General features: G+C 65.4%; 18 protein-coding genes and 3 pseudogenes. 6 read left to right on the top strand and 15 right to left on the bottom strand.

What is annotated here, in order from left to right; genetic code table 11:
• Window positions 1–2 precede the first annotated feature (2 nt).
• The 8 genes from C3B71_RS15985 to C3B71_RS12885 form a co-directional block, all read right to left on the bottom strand.
• Window positions 3–746 (bottom strand): hypothetical protein, encoded by a 744-nt coding sequence (locus C3B71_RS15985; protein ID WP_146752449.1) that lies wholly within the window; start codon window positions 744–746, stop codon window positions 3–5.
• Entirely contained in the window at window positions 743–2,038 is a 1,296-nt protein-coding gene (locus tag C3B71_RS12915) for a DUF6571 family protein (RefSeq protein ID WP_159097700.1), read from the bottom strand. Before C3B71_RS12915 ends, C3B71_RS15985 begins: the two co-directional genes overlap by 4 nt.
• A gap of 3 nt (window positions 2,039–2,041) precedes the next feature.
• Window positions 2,042–2,827 carry a hypothetical protein gene (locus C3B71_RS12910; protein WP_159097699.1) on the bottom strand — a complete coding sequence of 262 codons (786 nt, stop codon included), beginning with the start codon at window positions 2,825–2,827 and terminating at the stop codon, window positions 2,042–2,044.
• 52 nt (window positions 2,828–2,879) lie between these two features.
• Entirely contained in the window at window positions 2,880–5,369 is a 2,490-nt protein-coding gene (locus tag C3B71_RS12905; RefSeq protein WP_159097698.1) for a DUF6571 family protein, read from the bottom strand.
• 104 nt (window positions 5,370–5,473) lie between these two features.
• Window positions 5,474–6,664 carry a DUF6571 family protein gene (locus C3B71_RS12900; RefSeq protein WP_159097697.1) on the bottom strand — a complete coding sequence of 397 codons (1,191 nt, stop codon included), beginning with the start codon at window positions 6,662–6,664 and terminating at the stop codon, window positions 5,474–5,476.
• Between the two features lie 104 nt (window positions 6,665–6,768).
• Window positions 6,769–8,865 (bottom strand): DUF6571 family protein, encoded by a 2,097-nt coding sequence (locus tag C3B71_RS12895; RefSeq protein ID WP_108968561.1) that lies wholly within the window; start codon window positions 8,863–8,865, stop codon window positions 6,769–6,771.
• Window positions 8,866–8,920: 55 nt separating this feature from the next.
• Window positions 8,921–9,295: a hypothetical protein gene (locus C3B71_RS12890; protein ID WP_108968559.1), complete on the bottom strand. Its 375-nt coding sequence runs from the start codon at window positions 9,293–9,295 to the stop codon at window positions 8,921–8,923.
• A gap of 239 nt (window positions 9,296–9,534) precedes the next feature.
• Window positions 9,535–10,053, bottom strand: coding sequence for a flavodoxin (locus tag C3B71_RS12885; RefSeq protein WP_108968557.1), 519 nt, complete (start codon window positions 10,051–10,053; stop codon window positions 9,535–9,537).
• A gap of 807 nt (window positions 10,054–10,860) precedes the next feature.
• On the opposite strand from C3B71_RS12885, the pseudogene C3B71_RS16980 reads away from it, so the two are divergent.
• A pseudogene (locus C3B71_RS16980) lies at window positions 10,861–11,040 on the top strand (helix-turn-helix domain-containing protein); the annotation flags it as partial.
• Between the two features lie 546 nt (window positions 11,041–11,586).
• On the opposite strand, the pseudogene C3B71_RS12875 reads toward C3B71_RS16980, so the two are convergent.
• Window positions 11,587–12,847, bottom strand: a pseudogene (locus C3B71_RS12875) (IS3 family transposase); the annotation flags it as partial.
• Here C3B71_RS12875 and C3B71_RS12870 point away from each other — a divergent pair.
• Complete coding sequence (locus C3B71_RS12870) at window positions 12,846–13,601, top strand: integrase core domain-containing protein (RefSeq protein ID WP_108965259.1); 756 nt, start codon at window positions 12,846–12,848, stop codon at window positions 13,599–13,601. The pseudogene C3B71_RS12875 and the gene C3B71_RS12870 sit on opposite strands and share 2 nt — an antisense overlap.
• 348 nt (window positions 13,602–13,949) lie before the next feature.
• Here C3B71_RS12870 and C3B71_RS16565 read toward each other — a convergent pair whose 3' ends face one another.
• The 4 genes and pseudogenes from C3B71_RS16565 to C3B71_RS12860 form a co-directional block, all read right to left on the bottom strand.
• Window positions 13,950–14,840 carry an MGH1-like glycoside hydrolase domain-containing protein gene (locus tag C3B71_RS16565; RefSeq protein ID WP_146752396.1) on the bottom strand — a complete coding sequence of 297 codons (891 nt, stop codon included), beginning with the start codon at window positions 14,838–14,840 and terminating at the stop codon, window positions 13,950–13,952.
• A 58-nt stretch (window positions 14,841–14,898) separates the two neighbouring features.
• Window positions 14,899–15,054: pseudogene (locus tag C3B71_RS16975) on the bottom strand (alpha-L-rhamnosidase-related protein); the annotation flags it as partial.
• Window positions 15,055–15,069: 15 nt separating this feature from the next.
• Complete coding sequence (locus tag C3B71_RS15975; protein ID WP_146752395.1) at window positions 15,070–15,495, bottom strand: hypothetical protein; 426 nt, start codon at window positions 15,493–15,495, stop codon at window positions 15,070–15,072.
• Window positions 15,496–15,518: 23 nt separating this feature from the next.
• Complete coding sequence (locus tag C3B71_RS12860; protein WP_108968553.1) at window positions 15,519–15,773, bottom strand: hypothetical protein; 255 nt, start codon at window positions 15,771–15,773, stop codon at window positions 15,519–15,521.
• A gap of 365 nt (window positions 15,774–16,138) precedes the next feature.
• Here C3B71_RS12860 and C3B71_RS12855 point away from each other — a divergent pair, with 365 nt between their 5' ends.
• A complete protein-coding gene (locus tag C3B71_RS12855) occupies window positions 16,139–17,149 on the top strand; it encodes a LacI family DNA-binding transcriptional regulator (protein WP_108968551.1) in 1,011 nt (336 codons plus the stop codon).
• Between the two features lie 71 nt (window positions 17,150–17,220).
• On the opposite strand, the gene C3B71_RS12850 is transcribed toward C3B71_RS12855, so the two are convergent.
• The gene (locus C3B71_RS12850) at window positions 17,221–17,751 is read right to left on the bottom strand and encodes a SprT-like domain-containing protein (RefSeq protein WP_073329111.1); all 531 of its coding nucleotides are present in this window, start codon (window positions 17,749–17,751) and stop codon (window positions 17,221–17,223) included.
• A 103-nt stretch (window positions 17,752–17,854) separates the two neighbouring features.
• Between C3B71_RS12850 and C3B71_RS12845 the strand changes: the two genes are divergently transcribed.
• The gene (locus C3B71_RS12845; protein ID WP_234415922.1) at window positions 17,855–18,907 is read left to right on the top strand and encodes a hypothetical protein; all 1,053 of its coding nucleotides are present in this window, start codon (window positions 17,855–17,857) and stop codon (window positions 18,905–18,907) included.
• 57 nt (window positions 18,908–18,964) lie between these two features.
• The gene (cls, locus tag C3B71_RS12840) at window positions 18,965–20,482 is read left to right on the top strand and encodes a cardiolipin synthase (protein ID WP_108968549.1); all 1,518 of its coding nucleotides are present in this window, start codon (window positions 18,965–18,967) and stop codon (window positions 20,480–20,482) included.
• A 49-nt stretch (window positions 20,483–20,531) separates the two neighbouring features.
• Here cls and C3B71_RS12835 read toward each other — a convergent pair whose 3' ends face one another.
• Window positions 20,532–21,803, bottom strand: a complete 1,272-nt coding sequence (locus C3B71_RS12835; RefSeq protein WP_108968546.1) for a glycoside hydrolase family 28 protein — start codon at window positions 21,801–21,803, stop codon at window positions 20,532–20,534.
• Window positions 21,804–22,109: 306 nt separating this feature from the next.
• On the opposite strand from C3B71_RS12835, the gene C3B71_RS12830 reads away from it, so the two are divergent.
• Window positions 22,110–23,468, top strand: coding sequence for an ABC transporter substrate-binding protein (locus C3B71_RS12830; protein WP_108968544.1), 1,359 nt, complete (start codon window positions 22,110–22,112; stop codon window positions 23,466–23,468).
• Window positions 23,469–23,582 lie beyond the last annotated feature (114 nt).

Genomic DNA, 23,582 nt, shown 5'->3' with positions numbered 1-23,582 from the left:
GGTCAGGATGCGGATGGGGTGCTGGTTGCCGTTGGTTCCGTTGTGGGCGTTTCCGCCGTCGCGGTCGGTTCGCCGGTGGGGGACTTGCTTGGGTTTGGGATGGCGTGGTGTTCCTGCGCTTGGGTGCCGACGTAGGTCAGCAGCTCGGGCATGACATCCATAGCCTCCTGGGTGGTTTTGGGGCCGTCAAGGCTGCCTCCTGGGTCGCCCAGGACGACGGCAATGGTGAAGCCGTTCCCGAACCAGATGCCATGCACATAGTTCTCCGAGCCGATCTGCATTACCCAGAGGTAGCTGTTGCCCTCCAGTTCGGGGATGTCGAGTTTCTGAACGCCGTTGTCGGTGTCCGCCGCCATGGTCTCATCGGTCCACTTGTAACCGTTTCCGGCGTCGTACTCATTGTCGTGCCAGTATTCGATGAACGCGATGGTGCCATACATTTCGTAGCCTCTGGCATCCGTAGCCGGTGGCCTGCCCGACGAAACAGTACAACGCCTATCCCAACCGCCGTAGCTCTGTATCGTGGAGCTGCCGATACTGCTGCCAAGGATTCGGTCGAGCTCGGCGGTGTTGTAGACGTCCTGGCATACGGCCTCCGGCGGCACCGGCATCTCCTCCGGCTGGTCCCATGGGCGCCACCAGGCCAGGGCCCCGGCGCACAGGACCGTGATGGTGAGCACGATTGCCAGCCAGCGTTGTATTGGCCTGATTTCCCGGCTTCGTGGGGCGGTGTCGGTGTGTTTCACCAGTCGTCACCACCGTAGTATTCCTTAAAATCGTCGGTGGTGCGCCATCTTTCTGGATTGCCGTTAATACCGATTCGGTTCATGACGTGTTTGACGTCGAGGCTGTTTCCGGATCCGTCGGTTACCCAGGTGTAGAAGTTCCTTTGCTGTTCGTTAGTTTCCAATATAACGTGGTGGGCGCCGTTGGTGTCTGTGGCGTACCAGGTGGCGGTGTTGGGGTCTGGTGGGTTGTTGATGAGGCCTGCGTTGAACGCGTTGGTGTAGATGGGTGCGGGTAGGCCGGGGGTGCCTGTGGGGATGGTGGGGTTGGGCTGGGGTGTGGTTGTGGGGGTGTGGGTGATGGTGTGTTGGTCGTTGGTGTTGGTGGTGATGGTTAACAGGTCGGTGGAGGCTGCGGCTCCGGCGTTGGCCGCGTCGGTGATGTCGGTGGTGCCGCCTAGTAGGGTGAGTAGGTTCAGGGCGTCGGTGTTGCGGGCGTAGAAGTCGGCCAGGGTGTCGGTTGAGGCGCCGTGGGTGTTCATGTACTGGGAGGCATGTGCTGCCGTATACGCGGTCGTGGCACGGGCGATCTCGTAACTCGCCTCCTTTGAGGTTGAGACCACATAGACCAGTCGTGCAAGGGACGAGGTGGCGACCTGCTCGTCGGTGCCCGCGGTTGTTATAGGGAACGCCTCGTAGTAGTTGTCGGGTCCGGTGCTGGTTATGGGGAAGCGTTGGGCCAGGGCTATGAGTTCGGTGGGGCAGTTGCCCAGGATGACGCCGGTGTTGGCCTTGGCCTGGTCGGTGAGGCGGTTGGTGTGGTTGGCCAGGAGGATGATGCCCTGGGCGGTAACCCAGGTGGCGCGCTGGCCGTCCTCGCCCGTGTCGGTTCTGAGGGATGAGGCGGCTGCGAGGGCCTGGGTGAGGGCGGTGATGCCCTTGGTGCCCCAGTGCCGTCCGGTTAGCTGGTCCCACCGGGTTCGGGCCTCATCGGACGGCACCCACCCGTCACTGAAGTCATCGTCATCGCCGTCATTGTCGTTGCCGTTGTTGCCGTCGGTGGGGGCGTTGTCAGTGTCTGTGGGGGCGAGGTAGTTCAGGGCGGCGGCCGGGTCGTTGGCGAGTTCGGCCAGCTGTGCCTCCAGCGGGTCCTCCACCCACACCCGCCACCACACACCACCAGCAACCCCCGCCACGACGAGCGCCAAGATCAACACAACCACAACGACGCGACGCCGAGCGCCGCGGGTAGGTCGGTGGTCGGACTCCGGGAGGGGAGCGCTCGGGGCGGGTGCGGGAGTGGTGGATTCCATGGGTCAGGATGCGGACGGGGTGCTGGTGGGCTGGTTTCTGATGGCTGCCGAGTCCGTGGCGGGTGTATCCGCCGTGTCGGTCGGTTCGCTTACAGGGGTCTTGCTGAGCTTGGGGTTTGGAATGGCGTGGTGTTCCTGAGCTTGGATGACGACGTACGTCAGCAGCTCGGGCATGACGGCCATGGCCTCCTGGGTGGTTTTGGGGCCGTCTAGGTTATTCTCTGGATGGGGAATGACCGCTGCTATTGTGAAGCCGTCTCCGAACCAGATACCGTGCACATAGTTGCTTTGGCCAGATTGCATTACCCAGAGGTAGGTGTTGCCCTCTAGTTCGGGGGTGTTGAGTTTCTGGACTCCGTTGTCGGTGTCCGCGGCCATGGTCTCATCGGTCCACTTGTAACCGTTGCCCGCGTCGTACTCATTGTCGTGCCAGTATTCGATGAACGCGATGGTGCCGTACATTTCGTAGCCTCTGGCGTCCGTGGCCGTCGGCATGCCCGACGAAACAGTGCAACGCCTATTCCAGCCCCCATAGGCGAGTACATGGTCGCTTCCGATGTGGCTGTCAAGGATTCGGTCGAACTCGGCAGTGTTGTAGACGTCCTGGCATACGGCCTCCGGCGGTGGCAGTACCTCCTCCTCATGTTCCCAGGGGCGCCACCAGGCCAGGGCCCCGGCGCACAGGACCGTGATGGTGAGCACGATTGCCAGCCAGCGTCGTCTCGGACTACTCGTGCTTGTATCAGGGTCTTGGATGGTGGCGTTGTTGTCTGTGGTGGGTGAGCTCATGGCTGTGTGTTACCGGTGCTGGTGGTTGGTTGTGTTATTAGTCTTCGGGCAGCTAGGTTTCCTGGGGAGTGACTGCTCTCAGGCTGAGGTTCATGAGGTCGCCGGACAGGCCGATGTCGTCACCGTTGGTGGCCCACCACTGCTGGAACTGTTCCTTCTGGGTGTCATCGGTGATGGTGATGGTCTTGGTTTCCGGGTCGTACCAGGACTGCGGGTTATCGGCGCTGGGGAAGTAGCTTTCGTCTACGAGCCCGTGTTGGACGGCGACCTCGGTAATGCTGGCGTTGTAACCGGTCGCGTCGATCTGCAGGGCGGTCACGGTGTCGTTGGACACCGCCTCCCACAGTGACAGTCCGGTGGAGCCCACGGCGGACACGGCTGCGGCGGCCGGTTCGGGGATCGCGCCCACGATGGCGAAGGCCGCGCCGGCCTGCGCCCGCTCCTTGTCGCGCCGAGTACTTGAACGCTCATTGGCCTGGTCGGCGACTGCATCCACCCACGCAGCTGCCGTGCGCCCATTGGTATAGGTGCCGGTCATGCGCGTCTGCGCCAAGGTCACCTGCTCGGGGGTCGGGGTCGATCCGTCTGCGGGGAGGTCCTCTGCGGCCTCGGCGTGCGCGGCCCGCTCGGTGTAGTTTGCGATCCCCTGCCCGGCCGCGGACACCGCGTCGTCGGAGTCCGCGAAGGACGCGACCACATGCTTCAACGCCCTGCGCTTGGACTCGGCATCGTGGGCGTAGTCGTTGGCGGTGACGTAGCCGTACTGGCGGTCCGCATCCTCCAAGATGGCCATACCGGTGATCTCGGCGGCGTGGTTGCCGGTGAACACACCGAGGTTGACCTTGGTCCGCTCAGAAGACTTGGAGAATTCATGGCTGCCGAAGTACTCCAGCGCCTGGCCGCACGCCCAGGTCGCCCGCCCGTCAAGGGCGCCGTCGGTGCTCCCGCGCTGGCTTGACACCGCCGCATAAGCGGCTGTGAGTGCCTCCTCGTTGTCGCGCACCCAGGTCCGGGAGAAGAGCAGGTCGGTGCGCTCCTGTGCGGTGATGGTGCGGCCGTCCCGGGTGGTGAACGAGATGTTCGGGTCGTAGTCGGTGATCGGGTTGGTCGCGTTGCCATCCTCATCAATCACGATCGGCGGGTTGACCAGGGTAGGCGTGAAGTACTTGTCGGCAGCCTCCAGGTTGCGGCTCATGGCGAAGAGCGGCCCCGCCATCGCGTCAGCTGCATAGCCCTCGAGATATTCGCCGGTACGGGCCGCAGAAAGGTTTCCCAGGTTCATTGGGGTGTTGTCGGTGGTCTCCATGTCGCTGGCCAGGTTGACCACGAAGTCCGTCCCATAAGTCGTATCCGACACGGACATCAGTGCGGTCACCGCAGAGGCCAGGCCCTGCTTGCCGTCGGTGGTGATGACGTCGCCCACCTCCCGGCTCAGGCCGCTGGTCATGGACTCGTTGTTCACCTCCGGCTGGGAAGCGGCCGCAAACACGTGGCCCAGCGTCGTGATCACTCGTTCGAATGAAGCGTCATCCTCCTCGCTCCGCGTCACCCAGTGACCGTACTGGTTGATGTTCTTATACGCGGTCTGCGCATCTATGGTGAGGGTGAGGAACTCCTCGGTGCCTAGTGCGTCGATGAAGGCGGCTCCGTAGGTGGGGATGTCGCGGTGCTTGTCGATTTGGTCGAGGATCTCCTCGGGGGTGCGGCCTTGGGAGGAGGTGCCGTTCTCCAGTGCCTTCTGTAGCTCTGCGGCTCCGGCGTTGGCCGCGTCGGTGATGTCGGTGGTGCCGCCTAGTAGGGTGAGTAGGTTCAGGGCGTCGGTGTTGCGGGCGTAGAAGTCGGCCAGGGTGTCGGTTGAGGTGCCGTGGGTGTTCATGTATTGGGAGGCTCGTGCGGCGGTGTAGGCGGTTGTGGCGCGGGCGATCTCGTAGGCCGCTTCGGTTGAGTCTGCTACTTCGTACAGTAGGTGGGCGGTAGCCGTGGTGAGGGTCTGTTCGTCGGTGCCCGCGGTTGTTATAGGGAACGCCTCGTAGTAGTTGTCGGGTCCGGTGCTGGTTATGGGGAAGCGTTGGGCCAGGGCTATGAGTTCGGTGGGGCAGTTGCCCAGGATGACGCCGGTGTTGGCCTTGGCCTGGTCGGTGAGGCGGTTGGTGTGGTTGGCCAGGAGGATGATGCCCTGGGCGGTAACCCAGGTGGCGCGCTGGCCGTCCTCGCCCGTGTCGGTTCTGAGGGATGAGGCGGCTGCGAGGGCCTGGGTGAGGGCGGTGATGCCCTTGGTGCCCCAGTGCCGTCCGGTTAGCTGGTCCCACCGGGTTCGGGCCTCATCGGACGGCACCCACCCGTCACTGAAGTCATCGTCATCGCCGTCATTGTCGTTGCCGTTGTTGCCGTCGGTGGGGGCGTTGTCAGTGTCTGTGGGGGCGAGGTAGTTCAGGGCGGCGGCCGGGTCGTTGGCGAGTTCGGCCAGCTGTGCCTCCAGCGGGTCCTCCACCCACACCCGCCACCACACACCACCAGCAACCCCCGCCACGACGAGCGCCAAGATCAACACAACCACAACGACGCGACGCCGAGCGCCATGGCGGACCCGGAAACCGGCGCCCTGAGGGAGCCCGCGTGCCGGGGTCGAGTCAGCTCCATCGCGCTTCACCACTCCTCACCACCATAAGCATCCTTAAAATCGTCGGTGGTGCGCCATCTTTCTGGATTGCCGTTAATACCATTCTGATCGAGGATGTCTGCTACGTCGGGGCTGTTTCCGGATCCGTCGGTTACCCAGGTGTAGAAGTTCCTTTGCTGTTCGTTAGTTTCCAATATAACGTGGTGGGCGCCGTTGGTGTCTGTGGTGTACCAGGTGGTGGTGTTGGGGTCTGGTGGGTTGTTGATGAGGCCTGCGTTGAACGCATTGGTGTAGATGGGTGCGGGTAGGCCGGGGGTGCCTGTGGGGATGGTGGGGTTGGGCTGAGGTGTGGTTGTGGGGGTGTGGGTGATGGTGTGTTGGCCGTTGGTGTTGGTGGTGATGGTTAACAGGTCGGTGGAGGCTGCGGCTCCGGCGTTGGCCGCGTCGGTGATGTCGGTGGTGCCGCCTAGTAGGGTGAGTAGGTTCAGGGCGTCGGTGTTGCGGGCGTAGAAGTCGGCCAGGGTGTCGGTTGAGGTGCCGTGGGTGTTCATGTATTGGGAGGCTCGTGCGGCGGTGTAGGCGGTTGTGGCGCGGGCGATCTCGTAGGCCGCTTCGGTTGAGTCTGCTACTTCGTACAGTAGGTGGGCGGTAGCCGTGGTGAGGGTCTGTTCGTCGGTGCCCGCGGTTGTTATAGGGAACGCCTCGTAGTAGTTGTCGGGTCCGGTGCTGGTTATGGGGAAGCGTTGGGCCAGGGCTATGAGTTCGGTGGGGCAGTTGCCCAGGATGACGCCGGTGTTGGCCTTGGCCTGGTCGGTGAGGCGGTTGGTGTGGTTGGCCAGGAGGATGATGCCCTGGGCGGTAACCCAGGTGGCGCGCTGGCCGTCCTCGCCCGTGTCGGTTCTGAGGGATGAGGCGGCTGCGAGGGCCTGGGTGAGGGCGGTGATGCCCTTGGTGCCCCAGTGCCGTCCGGTTAGCTGGTCCCACCGGGTTCGGGCCTCATCGGACGGCACCCACCCGTCACTGAAGTCATCGTCATCGCCGTCATTGTCGTTGCCGTTGTTGCCGTCGGTGGGGGCGTTGTCAGTGTCTGTGGGGGCGAGGTAGTTCAGGGCGGCGGCCGGGTCGTTGGCGAGTTCGGCCAGCTGTGCCTCCAGCGGGTCCTCCACCCACACCCGCCACCACACACCACCAGCAACCCCCGCCACGACGAGCGCCAAGATCAACACAACCACAACGACGCGACGCCGAGCGCCATGGCGGGGCTGGGAACCGGGGCCCAGGGGGAACCCGGGTGCCGGGGTCGAGTCAGCTCCATCGCGCTTCACCACTCCTCACCACCATAAGCATCCTTAAAATCGTCGGTGCTGGTCCAAGTCCTTGCGCCGCCGTCGACACTGATCTGATCAAGGGCGTTTGCTACGTCGGGGCTGTTTCCTGCGCCGTCGGTGACCCAGGTATAAAAGCCTCTGTACTGTTCGTCTGTTTCTAGTGTGATGCGGTGGCCGCCGTTGGCGTCAACGGAGTACCACGAGGTGGTGGCAGGGTCGGGCGGATCGTTTATAAGCCCCGCGTTGAACGCATTGGTGTAGGCAGCTCCGAGTAGCACCGAGGGGTCGTTCGCTCCGGTCACATCAACCGTAGGCGAGCCTTCGAGACTCAAGCTGGCGTTGGCTAGTGTTGCGGGGACGTTGACACCGGGAACCAGTGACAGCAGGGTGGTTGCGGCAGTGGCGCCGTTATAGGCGCTGTCGGCATGCTCTTGACCTAGCACCGTGAGCAGAGCTAGAACACTGCCCTCGTTGTTGTAGTAGCGCCTAATAGTGTCTGTGGAGAGACCGTCCTCTGTCGCAGCCAAAGAAGTGTGCGCGGCGGTGTAGGCGGTGGTGCCCCGGGCAATTTCGTAGACGGCCTCGGGTGACGTAGACGCTTCGTATAATAGGTGGGCGATTGCATTATTCATCGCCTTCTGATCGTGACCCCAATTAGTTAGTGAGGCGCCAAGGTCGTTGCGGCTGGATGCAGCATCACCGCGAGTTGCCAAACCAATGACTTCGGGTCCGCAGTTTCCGAGCATGATGCCGATGTTGTGTTTGGTTTGCCCACGTGCCGGGATGTCTTGTGCCTCGAGGATGGTGATGCCGTTTGCCGTGGCCCAGGCGGCGCGTCGGCTGTTTTCGGTGCCGACTGGGGTGCCGGTGTTGTCTGCCGATGGGGCTCGTGAGGCGGAGGCGGCGGCGAAGACAGCTGATAGGCCTTCCATACTCAGGTCTGTCCATTTCCGGTTGGCTAGCATCTCCATGCGTTGATTGTCTTGTGCCGAGGGCGCCCAGAGGCCGTCTTCGCTGTTCCAGTCCTCTGGGGCAAGGTAGGCCAGTGACGCCTCGGTGTTGCGGGCCATGCCGTTGAGGACGGCCGCCAGCGGGTCGGTGGTGTGGTCGGGTAGGTACTTGTCCGCATAGTCATCGGTCCCGTAGTTGCCGCTGTGCCATGTGACGCCCTTGGGTTCGGCGGGCCAGTCCTCAATGGTCTCCATCAGCTCGGCCAGACCGACTAGGAAATCGGTGTCGTAAACGGTGCCGTCAGCTGTGAGGTAGGCGTCCAGCACGGTGGCGCGGCCCTCGTGCCCCTTTTCCGTGACGGCGTTGTAGATGGACGATGCGAGCGAGTACTGGTGTGGGGAGGATGGAGATGAGACGGAGGGCTGGTAGGAGGTCTCGTCGTAAAGGCTGGAGGCGGCACACATGACATGCCCGAAGGTTTCCACCATCCGGTTGATGATCTCCGGCTGTGATTGGAAGGCGTAGTTGGTGTCCTTTTGCGCTTCCAGTGGGGCATCGAGCATGTTGTCCACGCCCATGGTCTGGCAGAACGCCAGGCCGTAGGTGGGGATGTCGCGGTGCTTGTCGATTTGGTCGAGGATCTCCTCGGGGGTGCGGCCTTGGGAGGAGGTGCCGTTGGCGAGTGCTTCTTGGAGTTCGGTGGCTTCGGCCTTGGCGGTCTCTACTGACCCGGTGTTGTAGGCGTGGACGTTGTCGGCGGTGTCCATGTTGCGCCAGTAGGCGGCTTCGTCGGTGGTGCCTGGGGGTGGGTCGGGCAGGTAGTAGGTCAGGGTGCCGTCGGGGTTGGCCATGGTGATGCCGGACTCGTTGATGTCGATGGCTTCCTGGCGGCGCGAGCGCAGCTCCTCGGCGAGATCGCGCATGGTGGATGCGTAGGCCGCCATGGTCCCCGATCCGGGCCCCGGGATCAGGAAGCCGGGCAGTACCTGGGTTGCGTCGACCACGGACTGCACCGGGTCGTGGTAGTAGGCGCTGGTCTGGTTGATGCCGTTGCGTTCGTGGTCGATCGCTTCGGCGCGGTCTTCGAGGTTGCTGATGACCGTTTGCATCTTGTCGGTGTCGATCTTGATGAAGGCCATGGGGCTTGGCTCCGTGCTTTGCGGGTGGTTCAGAGGGATGCGGGGCAGGGGGTGGTTAGGTGAGGGGCCATCTGGCAAGGGCGGAGTCCTCGGGAACCATGTCCAGCCCGGCGTCGTAGAAGGCGTTTTCCGCGTCGGTCAGGTCGGAGACGATGTCGCCGATCGCGTCGTAGGCGCCGGAGTCGGCGGTGTCGATGTCGGTGCGGTAGTCGTCGGCTACCGGCGAGGTCCACACGTTCTCGTTCAGTCCGGCGTCGAAGGTCTCACTGTGCTGGCTGGTGGAGTCCGTGGTAGAGGCGGGCTCCCAGGCGTCCAGGCGGTAGCGTGAGCCCTGTGCGTAGTGCTTGACCTCTCGAATTGCCTCCAGTTTGCGGTTGGGCGCCATGCGGACGTCATCATCGTCGGCGTCGTAGGTGGGGGAGGACGGCATCGGGGTCTCAACTCTCAGATCGTATCGGGCAGGGGCAGGTGCGCGGGTAGCGGGCTGCACTCTCGGCAACGGCCTCAACCTACCCCACACATCACGCCCCCGTCACGATACGACAAGAGCGGTCGCCAGCCGTACGCCGGCACAGACGGACGACTGCCCGATGACGCCGATAGGCGGGACGTCGGCCTTGTGGCCCGGGCTTCGTCGGCTTAGACATATGCCGTCGGGGTCCATTGCCCCTATGCGTCGACCCCGAGCCGCTCCAGCCAGCGGCGCACGCCGGCGGCATCAATGTTCGCCTCCAGGCGGGTGCCGGGCCTCCAGTCGCCGGTGCTGGACAGAGCGGCAAGATCGCGGGCGCTGGCGCCGACCGGGGAGGAGAACGAGGTGCAGAACGGGATCACGGTCTTACCCGTGAAGTCATTGTTCTTCACGAATTCGTTCATGACCCAGGAGGCCTCACCCCACCAGATGGGGTAGCCGACCAGCACGACGTCGTAGCCGGCGAATCCATCCGGGGTGTCCTGCACCAGCGCCACGTGACGCAGGCTGTGGTCGACGTGCTCGCGCGAGACCCGGCTGCGCGGGTCGTTGTAGTCCAGTTCGGGCTCGGAGTAGGCCTCGGTGGGGGACAACACGAAGGCGTCGGCTCCGAGCGCACGGGTAATGGTCTCCGCCACGCGGCGGGTGTGCCCGTGGGCGGAGTAGTGCACGACGAGCGTCTTGGGTTGGGAATCAGAGGTGTTACTGGTGGGCATTCGAACTCCAATCGTCGGCAAGCGATTATACGGTCGGTTATGCGTCCTATACCGGCGTTTCGTGTTTGGGGGTGTGGCTGGTGGTGTGTTCTGGTTGGCCTGAGAACGAGTTCTGCCGAGGACGACCTCTCCCGCGCCCGCGCGCAGCCTCACGTGCCCGAAGGCCATCTCCCGTGCTCGAGGGCGGCCTGCCCGTGGACGGCCTGCGGCTCCCGGAGGCGACCTGCCGGGTCCGAGGGGGGCCTGCCGCGTGGTGGTTCCGTGCGGCCGCATCCTCAAGCTCGAGTGCGAAGCGCTGGTCGGCGCTGGTTTCTGACCTTGGGGTGTGGTTTACGACTCCGGGGTGGTCGTGATTCGCACCCCAAGGTCGTAAATCGACATGACGGCCGTCTCACGGGAGCGCAGCCGGCCGGGGAATACGGGCCCCGCCAACCCCGGGCCACGGGGGCGGGTCCCCGTCCCTGAAGCCCAGGCCCACGCCGCCGGGCGCGGGCCGGGCGCTGACCCGCACCGCCGGGCGCGGGTCAGGTGGACTGCCGAGTGCGGCGTCGGAGGGCTCTGGCACGTGGGCCGTCATTGGTCGGCGTCAGGGCGCGGCGTGATGGGGTGGTGTCGTGGGGTGGACGGTTCGTGTGTTCCGGTGACGGTTCGTCAGGTAGCAGTAACGGTTCGGCATGAACGACGACGGTTCGTACCCCTACCCCACTGTGTTGTCTCATGACTTCTGGGACTGTTGGATCTCATGACATCTGGGAGTGTCAGAAGTCGTGAGATTCTGGGGCGGTGCGGGTGGGGTTGGGTTGGGGGATGGGTTATGCAGTTTCGCCGTTCAAGCGTCAGCGCATCATTGAGTTTGACTCGCGGGTTGCGGGTGTGAGCGTGGAGGAGTTCTGCCGGCAGGTGGGGGTCTCGAAGTCCTCGTTCTACCGGATCCGTAAGCGGGCCAAGCAGGAGGGACCGGGGGCGGCGCTGGTCGCCCGTTCCAGGGCGCCGCTGCACCCGGCGCGCCGTTGGGATGAGCGGGTTGATGAGCGTATCGCCCAGGTACGCCGGGAGCTGGTTGCCGACGGGAAGGATGCGGGTGCGTGGTCGGTGTGGTGGGTGCTGTCCGGGGCGGGGGCCAACCCGGCCCCGTCGCGGGCGACTATTGCCAGGCGCATGCGGGCCATGGGGCTGGTGGTTCCGGCGCCACGCAAGCGCCCGCGGGTGTCTTTCAAGCGGTTCACGCGTACCAGTGCTAACGAGCTGTGGCAGCTAGACGGTATCGAGTGGCGCATCCAGGGGCGTGTGGTGACCATCTACCAGGTCATCGATGACTGCTCCAGGGTGCTGGTGGCGCTCAAGGCGGCCTGGGGCGGGGAGACGCATGAGGCCACCCGCCAAATCCTGTCCGAGGCGTTCGACTGTCAAGCCCCGGGTTTTGTGGAGGCTGTTTTATCTGGCGCCGGCGGTCGCCGGCTGGGGTTGGCTGGTGGTCTGCTCGCCGACGTCCTGGGCGTCGGCGGTGTCGGTGGTATCTGGTGGTGGTGGGGTGTATGCCTGCTCGTGCTGGACGGGGCTGTGCATGTCGATGGCGGAGTGAGGCCGGACGGTGTTGAACCAGTGCACCCACTCGGCGGTAGCGAGCTCGACATCGTCGATGCCCTCCCAGGGCCCGTGGGAGTCGAGGTACTTGTGGTTGCGGATGAGCTCGGCCTTGTAGAGCGAGTTCAGGGCCTCGGCCAGCGCGTTGTCATAGGAGTCTCCCTTGGAGCCCACCGAGGCCACAGCGTCGCAGTCGGACAGGGTCTGCCCGTAGCGGATCGCCCGGTACTGCACCCCGCGGTCGGAGTGGTGGATCAGGCCGGTAAGGTCGGCTCCTTCGCGCTGGCGCTGCCAGATACCCATCTTCAGAGCGTCCAGCGCCAGATCGGTGTACAAGCTCGTTGACGTCTGCCAGCCGACGATCCGACGGGAGTACACGTCAGTGACAAAGGCCACATACACCCAGCCCGACAGGGTGCGCACGTAGGTGGGGGTACCTCCCACGTAGTGGGGGAATGTCCGCCACCCACAGCTCGTTCGGCCTGAAGGCGCTGAAGTGTCTTTTGACCAGGTCCGCCGGGCATGCGTCCTTCGGTACGGACCGGGTCGTCCTGGGCGACTTGGCGCGGCGGATGCCGTGCAGGCCCATGTCCCGCATCAGACGCTCCACGGTGCAGCGGGCCACATGCCCCAGGCCGTGCCGGGCGGATTCCTCGGGACGGCCCCGCATCGCATGCATCTTCCTTGCGCCCAGTACGCAGTAGTTGTTCTCATGCACCCGCCCGATCTCGGCCTTCAGAGCCTGGTCGCGCACCGTCCTTGCCGATGGGGGACGACTCCTGGCTGCGTAGTAGGTGCTCGGGGCGATCTTGACATCGGCGCTGGCCAGCGCCTGACAGAACCGGCACAGGCCCCGCAGCTCCTCCCTGTGGGAGTCGATGCATCTCGCAGATCAGCGGGACGGGCGGCCTGGCTCCGCCGCGAAGAAAGCCGACGCGCTCCTCAGGATCGCGTTTGCCCTGCGCAGTTCGCGGTTCTCGGCCTCCAGCTGCCTGATCCGCTGGGCGTCCTCGCTCGTGGTTCCCGGCCGGGCGCCTGCGTCAATCTCGGCCTTCTTGACCCAGGTACGCAGCGCCTCGGGGTGGACGCCCAACTCCTCGGCGATCCTGCGGATCGCCCCCTTAGACCTCTCGGGGTCCCGGCGGGCCTCCACAGCCATCCGGGTAGCCCGCTCCCGCAACTCCTCAGGGTACTTCCTCGGTGCACTCATGACAGTGATCCTTCCGTGCATTCACTGCCTCCATCAAACCCGGTGCAGTTCAGACTCCTGGGGGCGGCCCGCAGCCATCCTGACCGACAACGGCAGGGCTTTCAACACTCACCGCACCACCGGATTCGGGCGGACAGAGAGGTGGCTGGCCAGCCTGGGGATCCGTCCGATCAGCGGCGCCATCGGTCACCCACAGACCCAGGGCAAGGTCGAAAGCTCCCACAAGCCCCTCCAGCTGTGGCTGGAAGCGCACCCCTACACCACCCTGGAGGACCTCAACACCGGCCTGGAGTGTTTCACCGCCTACTACAACACCGAGCGCCAGCACCAGGGGCTGGGGATAGCCATAACCCCCATACGCGTGTGGCACCAGGTCCCCCGGGCCCTGCCCAACCCCTCCCCGATCAACCTTGACGCGCTATCCGGGCCGGTGCCGCTGAGCCTGCCGCAGGCAGCCAGCACCGACCCGGCCATCACCAGCAGACAGGCCCTGAGCAACGGGAGCGTGACCTACAAGGGCCGGATCATCTACGTCGGTTCCTTCATGGCCGGCCAGAGAATCGAGTTCCGCCAGTACCCCACCCGCCTGGACCTTTACGACCAGGCCGGAACACACTTCGCCGCGATTCCCTGGCCCCAGCCCACCCAGGCACAGACCCACAGCCGGGCCACCATCAACGCTTCCAAACCACCCAACAGAATCATCAGCAGGCCACCCCGCTCACCCCGCTCCCAACCGTCCCAAAACCCATGAGACTCAACCGTCCCAGAAGTCATGAGACTCAACCGTCCCAGAAGTGTGGAGACAGCACAGTACCCCTACCCCACGAACCGTCGCCGGATGTGCCGAACCGTCGACCAGAGCGTACGAACCGTCGCTGGATGTGCCGAACCGTCGACCCGAGCGTACGAACCGTCAGGCGAAGGCGCGAACTCTCACGCAAGCACCCGAACCGTCACGCACGATCCGCCGCTGTCCGCCGTGATCCACCGAGATTCACCGAGATTCACGGTGAACTATCCCATCCCCGCTCATCGCGCCCGCCGGAGCACACACACAAACCACCACCCAGACACCCCCACCCACAAACACGAAGAGCCCCTATACCTGTAGCGGCAGTACGTATTCGCCCGCATCGTGCCGACTGGCGCTGCCCGACGGCGTTATGAAGGTGAAGGGGACCGGGCTGGTCACCCGGACGGCGTCGGCGGTGCAGGACACCGTGATCGGGCCGGCCGGGGTGGGGGCACTGCCGTGCAGGCCGGATGCCAGATCTGGCCGCGGGGCGACGACGGCGCGTGCAAAACCGGGCTGCTCCGGTCGCACTCCCAGCACGTGGCGGACCAGGTCGGACGTGGGACAGGAGCTCCAGCCGTGGCACGGCGTGCCCCAACCCCAGCACTCTCCGAAGGTGTCGTAGCCGTCGGCCAGGAACTCGCTCCACCGGCGCATATCGTCCACGACGGCGTCCGTCCTTCCGGCCGCGGCCAGAGCCTCATGCACCAGCGCGGAGGCGAAGGGCTCCGCACGCACGTGCTCGGTCTCCGTGTCCCAGGTGACCCGCTGGACGCCATGAATGTTGTCAATGATCAGTTGCTCGTCGTACACACCGTTGGCGCCGATCCAGGAGCGGACCACCAGGTGCTCGGTGTCGGTGAGCAGCCGCACCACGTCCTCAGTGCGGTCCTCCGGGACGATTCCCGCCAGCAGGGGCAGTGCGTTAGCCAACTGTGAGGCCGCCCGGGCGTCGCCGGAGCCGTCCACATGGTCCACATAGCAGCACCGCTGCGGATCCCACAGGTCCTCGAAGCCGGCCTTCACGCCGGCAAGCAGTTCGCGCGCCCAGGTGGCGTCCGCCGCGTTGCCGACGTCGGCGCTCATGCGGGCGTACTCGCCCAGTGCAAGCGCGAACAGGCCGTTGATCAGCGCCGAACGACCGTCGAGGAAGGTCGCGGACCAGTCCACGAGATTCCACTCCGAGGCGTCCGCCACCAGCCCGGAGTCGTCGACGTAGTCGGCATACCAGGTCAGGGTGCGCCGTGCAATCGTCGAAGCGGGTCAGGTGCACCAGCTGGTGCACCCAGCCGTCGCCCACCCAGGCGCGCTGCTCGCGGGTCGGGCGATCGGTGAAGGCGTCCTTGGAGTTCAGTGCCACGGTGCGCCGCCCCGCCGCATGCAGCGCGTTCAACTCGGTATTGTCACTCAAATGCCAAGGGAGTGCCTAGCAGGAGTCTGCTCTGGAGAAAAACGCGCTCCCATTCGAGTAGAAGAACGGGTTGTGTGGGTAGATCGCCTTTTTGCCCGGCGCAATTCTCATGCATCGCGAATCAAATCCGGCAATGATTATAAACTTCACTCCTCGTGTTATTTTACAGTTGTTTGTGGCCTCTACGACGCCGCCGGTCATGACGGCGTTGCCGACCACCCATGTTGATGGGTGATTTCTGACTGAGATGCAATTTGGCACCGCAGCCTGTGCTGGTGGAGAGATGGCTAGTGCGCCAGGAATTGCCATTGCGCAGGTGGCGCAGAGGATCACGAGTTTCTTCAGGGGTGAGCATTTCATGGCAGTGCTCCAGTTGGGGGTGAATGTGAAGCAGGTCATACCCCGTGCGGGGGTGTCAGGCAACCTCTCGACGAGACTCATCTCAGGTGCCGCGCGAAAGTGGTTCAGTGCCTCATCTGGAACTGCCCGGGAGAGTTGCGGATCGTGGTGGGCATGGGGAGTGGGTTGTCGATGCAGGCTAGGGCGGAGATCACTAGGAAGTACGCGGGGCCGTATGCTGAGGCTGCCCCGAGAAGGACAGGGGAGAATGCGAGTGCATGCCGCTGTTGCCGGGGCCCGCTATAGGCGCAGATGAGTTTGTCGATGGTGGTGACCGCTACAGCCAGGAGGCCCGGCGTGAACCGGGCGTCGATGAGCACGGCGCCTAACGATCGCTATCTCGCCCCGGCCAGAGCCAATGACCAGCCAGCTGCGCGGCGAGAGCACCACTGAAGCCGGTTGAAGCCGGTCCGCTTGCGCAACACCCGCCGGTAGTCCGCAAGGCCGGTGGGTGAGGCTTCGTGCAGTCCCCGGGGTCTTCGAGGCCCGTAACCGTCGCCCATGCGCCCCCGGTGATGTGCCTATGTGCGTCGAGTGGTGGTGAGCCGTTGGTCGTAGGTAGTGGCGGTCCGTGGTTCAGGGGCTTGGTCTGGGATGATGGTGCCGGTAGTCAACCTGGGTCAATGGTTGTATCTATGTTCCGTCGACAAACAGTTCTAAAGTACGGCAGCAGTAAGGAGCAAACATGGCACGGCCCTCGGTGCGTGATGTGGCCGAACGGGCGGGAGTCTCGGTCGGCACGGTTTCACACGCGCTTAACCACCCCGAACGCGTCGCCCAACCCACCCTCGACCGCGTGCGCGCCGCCATCGACGAGCTCGGCTTCGTCCGTTCCGAGGCGGCCCGCCGCCTGCGTCACGGCGGCTCCTCTCTGGTGGGCGTACTCGTCCACGACATCTCCAACCCCTTCTTCACCGAGGCCGCCCGCGGCATTGAGGACCGCCTGCGTGAGGACGGCCGTATCCCCATGCTCGGCTCCACCGACTCAGATCCGGAGCGCGAGCGCGAACTGATGACCCTGCTGGCCGGCATGGACGTGCACGGCGTCATCGTCACCCCGTCCGCCTCCACGCTCGACAACCTCGCCGTCCTCGCCGGTCGCGGCATCCGCGTGGTGCTGATGGATCACCCCCCGATTTCCGCGGAGCTGTCCACCGTCTCCGGTGACGACGTCGCCGGTGCCCGTGCCGCCGTCGCCCACCTGATCGAACTCGGCCACCGCCGCATCGGGTTCGTAAACGGCCCGCTCACGGTGCGCCAGGCGGTGGACCGGCGCGACGGCGTCATTGCCGCGCTGACAGAGGCGGGCCTGGACCCGGAGGGGGCCCTCACGGAGATCGAGGCCGTCAGCGGTGGACAGGGCTTCACCGCGGATGCCGGCGCCGTCGGAGCGGCAGCGCTGCTGGGAGGCGACCCCAGGCCGACCGCGCTGTTCTGCGCCAACGACCAGCTCGCCATCGGTGCCATGCGGGAGATTCGCCGTCGCGGCCTGAGCATCCCGGGCGACGTCGCCCTCGTCGGCTATGACGACGTCTCCGTCGCCTCCGAACTCATCACCCCGCTGACCAGCGTGCGTCAACCCATGCGGGAGATGGGGGCGGCCGCCGCCGACCTCCTGCTGTCCGCCGACGGCGCGGTGCGCCACATCGTCTTCCCGCCCGAGCTCGTGGTCCGTGAGTCCACCGCCGGCAAGTGAGTCGTCGGCCGCGGCACCGGGGTACTAGCGGAGCGCCAACCAGCCCCGTGGCCAAGCGGCGTACCGCGTGGTCACTCGGCCGCACGGCGGCCGGCGCGGGAAATCCCGGCCAGGGCCCGGGCATAACCGGCGCCGATCTCCTGCGGGCTGACCGGCACGCCGTCGTAGGACCAGCTCAGCAGATGCTCGGCGTTGAAGCCCCGCGCGCAACGCGAACAGGAACACGGCAGCGCCGGGCGCCGCATCCGGTCCACGGTGTGCCCGGCGGGGCAGGTCCCCACCCAGCGTCCCGGCACGCGCGGTGCCTCACCGCTGACCAGGCGCCTGCCGGAGGCACCGATCCGGCGGGCCTCCGCGCGCCACACGGCGTCGTGCCCATGGGCCGCACCCACGCGGGCATGAGCGATCTCGTGCAGCACGGTCTCACGTACCTCGGACTCGTCATACAGCGCCATCAGCTGCCGGGACAGAGTGATACGCCGACGGGAGTGGTCGGCCTGCCCTGCCCGGCGCCGCGCGCGGTCGAATGACACCGACCAGTCGGCGACGTCGTGCTCCTCCATCAAGAGTTGGGCCAGCGGCAGCACGTCGGGCAGGTTCACGCCCCGAGCGTAGTTGATCCATGTCGGGTCCGGACGCACTGTCGAGGCCCCCGCCGCGTCCGGCTTCGCGCAGTCGGCGCCGGCGTATGGCAACATTGCTGCGATGTCACGTCCCGCCGACCGGCCGACGCGCCGCTCCCCGCAAAGCCGCACGCGCCACACCGCCGCCGACCACCGCGCGGTACGCGGAGCATCCGCCCGCAGCCGTTCAACGGCTCCGCGCGGCACCCGGCTGGCCAGGGCGGCCAGAGCCGGGGCGCGCGGACATGGCTCCCGCCGGCGCCGCGGAGGGCGACGCCACCCCCGCCGACTCGGCCCGGTCGGCGTCTTCCTGACCGCCTTCCTGACCACGCTGCTGGTCGGATTGCTGGTGATGAACGCCGTCGACACCACGCCGGCCTCACCCGCTCCCACGGCGGCCACGAGGCCCGCCGCCATCGCTCGCGACATGACCGGCTTCGACGCCGAGCACATCATCGACGACGACGTCTTCTACGACTCCTCCGCCATGACCGCCACCGAGGTCGCCGCCTTCATCGACACCGTCAACGCGGGCTGTCAGAGCGGCGTCGACGGCACCCCCTGCCTGGCAGAGGCCACCTTCGACACCGAGGACCGCGAGGCCAGCACCGCCTGCCCCGGCGGTTACACCGCCGCCACGGGGGAGACGGCCGCCGAGGTCATCTCCCAGGTAGCCACCTCCTGCGACATCAACCCGCGCGTGCTGTTGGTCCTGTTGCAAAAAGAACAGGGACTGCTCACCGCCTCCGGGCTCACCCTGAACGAGAGCCGCTACCAGGCGGCCACCGGTTACGCCTGCCCCGACGGGCAGGAGTGCGACCCCGAATACGCCGGCTTCTTCCGCCAGCTGTATGGCGCTGCCTCCCAGTTCCAGACCTACCGGCTCGACCCGGCCGGCTTCCAGGTGGTTGCCGGCACGACCACGCAGTTGGCCTACTCGCCCGATGCGCTGTGCGGCAGCGGCGAGCTTACGCCCGCCAACCAGGCGACGGCGGGCCTGTACAACTACACGCCCTACCTGGCCAACACCGCTGCGGCCGACGGCGGCGACGACTGCACCAGTTGGGGCAACTGGAACTTCTACGGTTACTACCGCACGCTGTTCGGCGACCCCACGCCCTCGACCGCCGACTGATACGGCGCGCCGTCGAGGCGGTGCGGTGCTGGCCGCAAGCGTGTGAGGATTGCCTGCATGGATTGGCATCCGGTGCTGACGACCGTATGGGTTGTCCTGGAGTATGTGATCAAGTTCGTGGCGCTGGGGACCGTCCCGGAGAACCGTCGTCCATCGTCGTCCACCGCCTGGCTGCTGCTGATCTTCCTGCTGCCCGTGGTGGGCCTGCCCCTGTACCTCTTCCTGGGCAGCCCCTGGGTGCACGGCAAGCGCTACCAGCAGCAGCTCGAGGCCAATGCGGTCGTAAACGAGTTCGCCTCGGGGATGCCCGATGTGCCCGCCGGGGCGCGGCCGTCACCGCAGCTCAGTTCGGTGCTGCGGATGAACCGTAAACTCACCGGCCTGCCCTGTGTCACCGGGGAGGTCGTCGCCCTGCACCGGGACTCCGCCCAGACCTACGCCACCATGGCTCGCATCATCGATACGGCCCAGCACCATGTGCACGTCGAGTTCTACATCCAGAGCTGGGACGAGGTCACCGACGTCTTCTACGACGCGCTCGCCCGGGCCGCCGCCCGCGGCGTCACCGTGCGCCTACTGGTGGATCACCTCGGCTCGCGCAAGTATCCCGGCTGGAAGGACTTCGGCCGACGGCTCACCGCCGCGGGTATCCAGTGGCGGCTCATGATGCCGCTGCTGCCGCACAAACGGCGTTTCCGCCGCCCCGACCTGCGCAACCACCGCAAGGTCCTCACCATCGACGGTGAGCGCGCCTTCATCGGCTCGCACAACATCATCGACCCCACCTACCGGCTGCGCTCCAACATCCGGGCCGGACGCACCTGGGCCGACCTGTCCGTGGAGGTCACCGGGGACATTGTGGTGGAGGCCGAGACGGTCTTCGCCATGGACTGGTTCTTCGAGTCCGGCGAGGTGCTTCAGGTGCAGGACGCGCTTCTGGGGACGCCCGACGTGACCGAACTACTGGCCCGTAGGCCCTCGGTCGGCACGCCCGCGCCGCAGCCGGACCGGCCCGACGCCGTCGTCAACGCCATGCAATTGGTGCCCTCCGGGCCCGGCTACCCCACCGAACCGAATCGCCGGATGTTCGTATCCCTGATCGAGAACGCCACCCGGCGCGTGTCGATCACCAGCCCCTACTTCATCCCCGACGAGGCGCTGCTGGCCGCCATGACAACGGCCGCCTACCGCGGGGTCGACGTAGAACTGTTCGTCGGCAAGGAATCCGACCATCTGATCGTCAACCACGCTCAACGCTCCTACTACGGGGCGCTGCTCGCCGCCGGTGTGCGCATCTACCGGTACCCGGCGCCGACGGTTCTGCATGCCAAGTACCTGACGGTCGACGGCGAGGTCGGCGTCATCGGCAGCGCGAACATGGACTTCCGCTCCTTCGCCCTGAACTACGAGATGATGCTGCTTTCCTTCGGCGGCGACCTGGATGCGCTGCTCAGGGACAACGACGCCTACTACCGGCGTGTGTCCACCGAATTGACCGCTGCGGAGTGGGCGAAAGAACCCTGGTGGCGGCGCTACATCGACAACGTGTGCCGGTTGGTCTCCGCGGTCCTGTGAGGTCCCGGTTGGCGCATGGCGCCGGACGCCCGGTATTGGGCATCCCCGGTCAGCGGGCCCGCGGGCCGATGACAGGCACGGGAGTGCCGTCCCAACTGACGCCGCCGACGGTGGTCACGACCGGGCGTGCAGGCGCGACGAGAGTGTGCGGACCCATGCAGGGACGCAGGTCGAAGTCTGACGGAGTGCCCTCCTGGCGGTTCAACTGAATTGTGCAGTCGTGGAAGGAGACGTGTTCGATGCGACCTGCGGCGGCGTGGATGACGACCGCGTTGTCGCTGTGCGCCTGCACACGCTCGAAGCGCACGCCCTCAATGCACGAGTCGGCGAGGTTTGTTCCTATATCGCGCGGAACTAGGGTGAGGTGCACCGGTTCGCCAGAGCCCCACCACTCCGGCGAGAACCGTCTGGTGGAGATCGTGATGTCGCGGAAGACGATGCTGCGGGCGGTGCCCGGGTCGCGCAGCTGGAAGGCGATTCCGCGGTTGGAGCGGTTGATGGTGATGCGTTCGAAAAGAGCGTTGGCGAAGCCGCCGAAGCTCGAGGAGCCGAACTTGATCGCCGAGCTCTGGGACTCGAGCACGCAATCGCGCACGGTGAGGTTCTCGCACAGGCCGTAGCGCGCGGTCTCCTCGGTGCACTTGGCGCATATCGCGTCGTCACCGGTGGTGATGGTGCAGCCGTCGATGAGGGTGTTCGTGCAGCGGTCGATGTCGATGCCGTCAGTATTGGGCATGCGCATCTCGTTGCGGATCGTCACGTCCTGCACCGCCGTGTTGACGCACCCGACGAGATGGATCGTCCAGAAGGGCGCCCCGATGATGGTGATGTCCTTGATGAGAGGACCGCGGCAGTCCTCTAAGTAAACAGTCATCGGCCGGGGATAGTCGTAGAACCGCAGATGAGGAGCATCGCCCTGGTTCGGGGGGATGAACCGCTCGTAGCTGGCGTCGATACGGCCCCGGCCGCGCACACCGGCGCCGGTTAGGGACTTGCCGTAGATGAGTGCGCTGATCGGGGTGTCGTGACTGAGCAGCTCGAACGGGCCGGGACGCCGGGTATAGCGCTGCTCGTCCCCGCTCGCCTTCAGTGTTACGCCTTCCCCGAGGACAAGGGTGACATGGTCGCGCAGGACGAGCCCATCGACGAGCCAGGTGCCCGCGGATGACAGGACAACGTCACCGCCGCCACGGGCGGCCGCGGCGTCAATGGAGCCCTGGATCGCCCGGGTCACGGTGCACGGATCGCGTCTGGCCTCCTGGAGACCAGCCAGGGGTGCCAACGGGGTCAAACGGGGACGGGAGAAGAAAGTAGCGCTCATGGTGCGTCTCAGAATCTCACCACGATGTCCGCGCGCGCAGCCCGCCGCGATGAGTGCGAGTGCAGTCGTGACGCCGGACGAAGCTGCGAGCAGTGCCCCGCGTCCTCGACCGGGTCCCGGGCAGTAACGCGCTCGGCATGGGGGAGCGCAGTTGCTGAGCGGGACGTGGTGGCATGACCGGTACGGCCGGGTCGTTGACTCGGGCGTGCAGCATGAGGATACCCATGAAACTGAAGTTTGACAGATCGAAACAGGTCGCTTACTCTTCGTTCGATCTCGTTTGCAACGAAGGGAAGGAGATCCGCCATGCCTGCTGTTAAGGGCAAGCCGACAGTGCCCCCCACATCCATCCCACTCCCTACCGACGATGCGCAGACGTTCCCGGCGTCTTTGGCCATAACACGTCGCTCGCTGGCCAAAGGCGCCCTGTTGGCAGCATCCGGTTTGGCGCTCGCCGCCTGCGGCTCCGACGGCGACTCCTCCTCAAACTCGGAGACACCGAGCAGCTTGACGTTCTGGCTGTCCGGCGACGCCAACGAGGGCGGCGGTTACGCCGTGCTCGCCGAGGACTACGAGGCCGCCACAGGCATCCACATCGAAATCGTTGACGTCGCCTACGATGACTTCAACACCAAGTTGGTCAACGCGGCGCTAGCCGGTGACTTGCCGGACATCGGTCGTATCCCCTCGGTCGACCCGACCTTCTCCGAGGACCTTGTCGACCTCGCCGATGTCGCGAGCGAACGCAACATCATGAGTTCATTGCTGCTGCCGGACGACGACGGCAAGGTCCTCACCATCCCTGCCGCTGTTACCTCCGTTGGGCTCTTTGTAAACAAGTCCCTGTTCGAGCAGGCGGGGGTCTCCTACCCGACGTCCGAGGACGAGAGTTGGACCTGGGATGAATTCATCGAGACGACGACGAAGGTCAAGGAGGCCACCGGCGCCCGCTACAACCTGGTCATGGACCGCACATCGCACCGTCTGCGCGCCTTCCTCTACCAGTTCGGGTCCGAGGGTTTTGTTGAGGCGGACGACGGGACCTACTCCACGAACGACAACACGAAGAAGGCTCTGGAGTACTTCAGCAACATGAACGACGACGCGATCATGCCGCGTTCCGTGTGGCTGAGCGAGGACGACCCCTCCGCCCTGTTCAAGTCCGGCGAGGTCGTCGCCTACTACTCCGGCTGTTGGCAGCTCGCCGACTTCGAGGAGAACATCACCGACTTCGAGTGGGCCTCGGCATACATGCCGCAGCAGCCGACCCGTTCGACCAACATCGGTACCGGTGGCTTCCTCACCGCTTTCGATACCAATGGCAACGGTGGGGCGGCTAAGGAATTCATCTCTTGGGCGCTCGCCGAGGACCAGTACCGGAAGTACTGCAAGCTGGCTGCTGCGATCCCCGCTGTTGAGGACATGCAAGTCGACTACGACTTCGCACAGGACTCCTTCGAAATCTATGCGAAGGAGATTGCCGCGTCGCCTGATATCGCCGGCTACCAAGTGACTCAAGGCCTTGACTGGCAGAATCGCGGGCTGATCGTCGACGGCGACCCGCTGCGCGACGAGGTGATCAAGTACGTGTCCGGCGAGCAGGACGTCAATACGACGATCGACAGAATCATCGAGCAGTACGACGAGGCCGTCGCGAACGGCTGACACGACGGTTGCCGGGAGGGCGGCGTCGAGCCGCTCCTCCCAACACGTCACCGCGGGAACTCGAGGCGCCCCGGTGACAGAGGCCGACATGGCGTTGGGAAGAGCTATGGCGTC

Origin of the sequence: Actinomyces sp. Z16 (assembly GCF_003111765.1) — a bacterium.
GTDB classification, from domain to species: domain Bacteria; phylum Actinomycetota; class Actinomycetes; order Actinomycetales; family Actinomycetaceae; genus Actinomyces; species Actinomyces glycerinitolerans.
The sequence above is the reverse complement of the archived record's forward strand: the minus strand, read 5'-3'. Positions and strand labels throughout refer to the sequence as shown.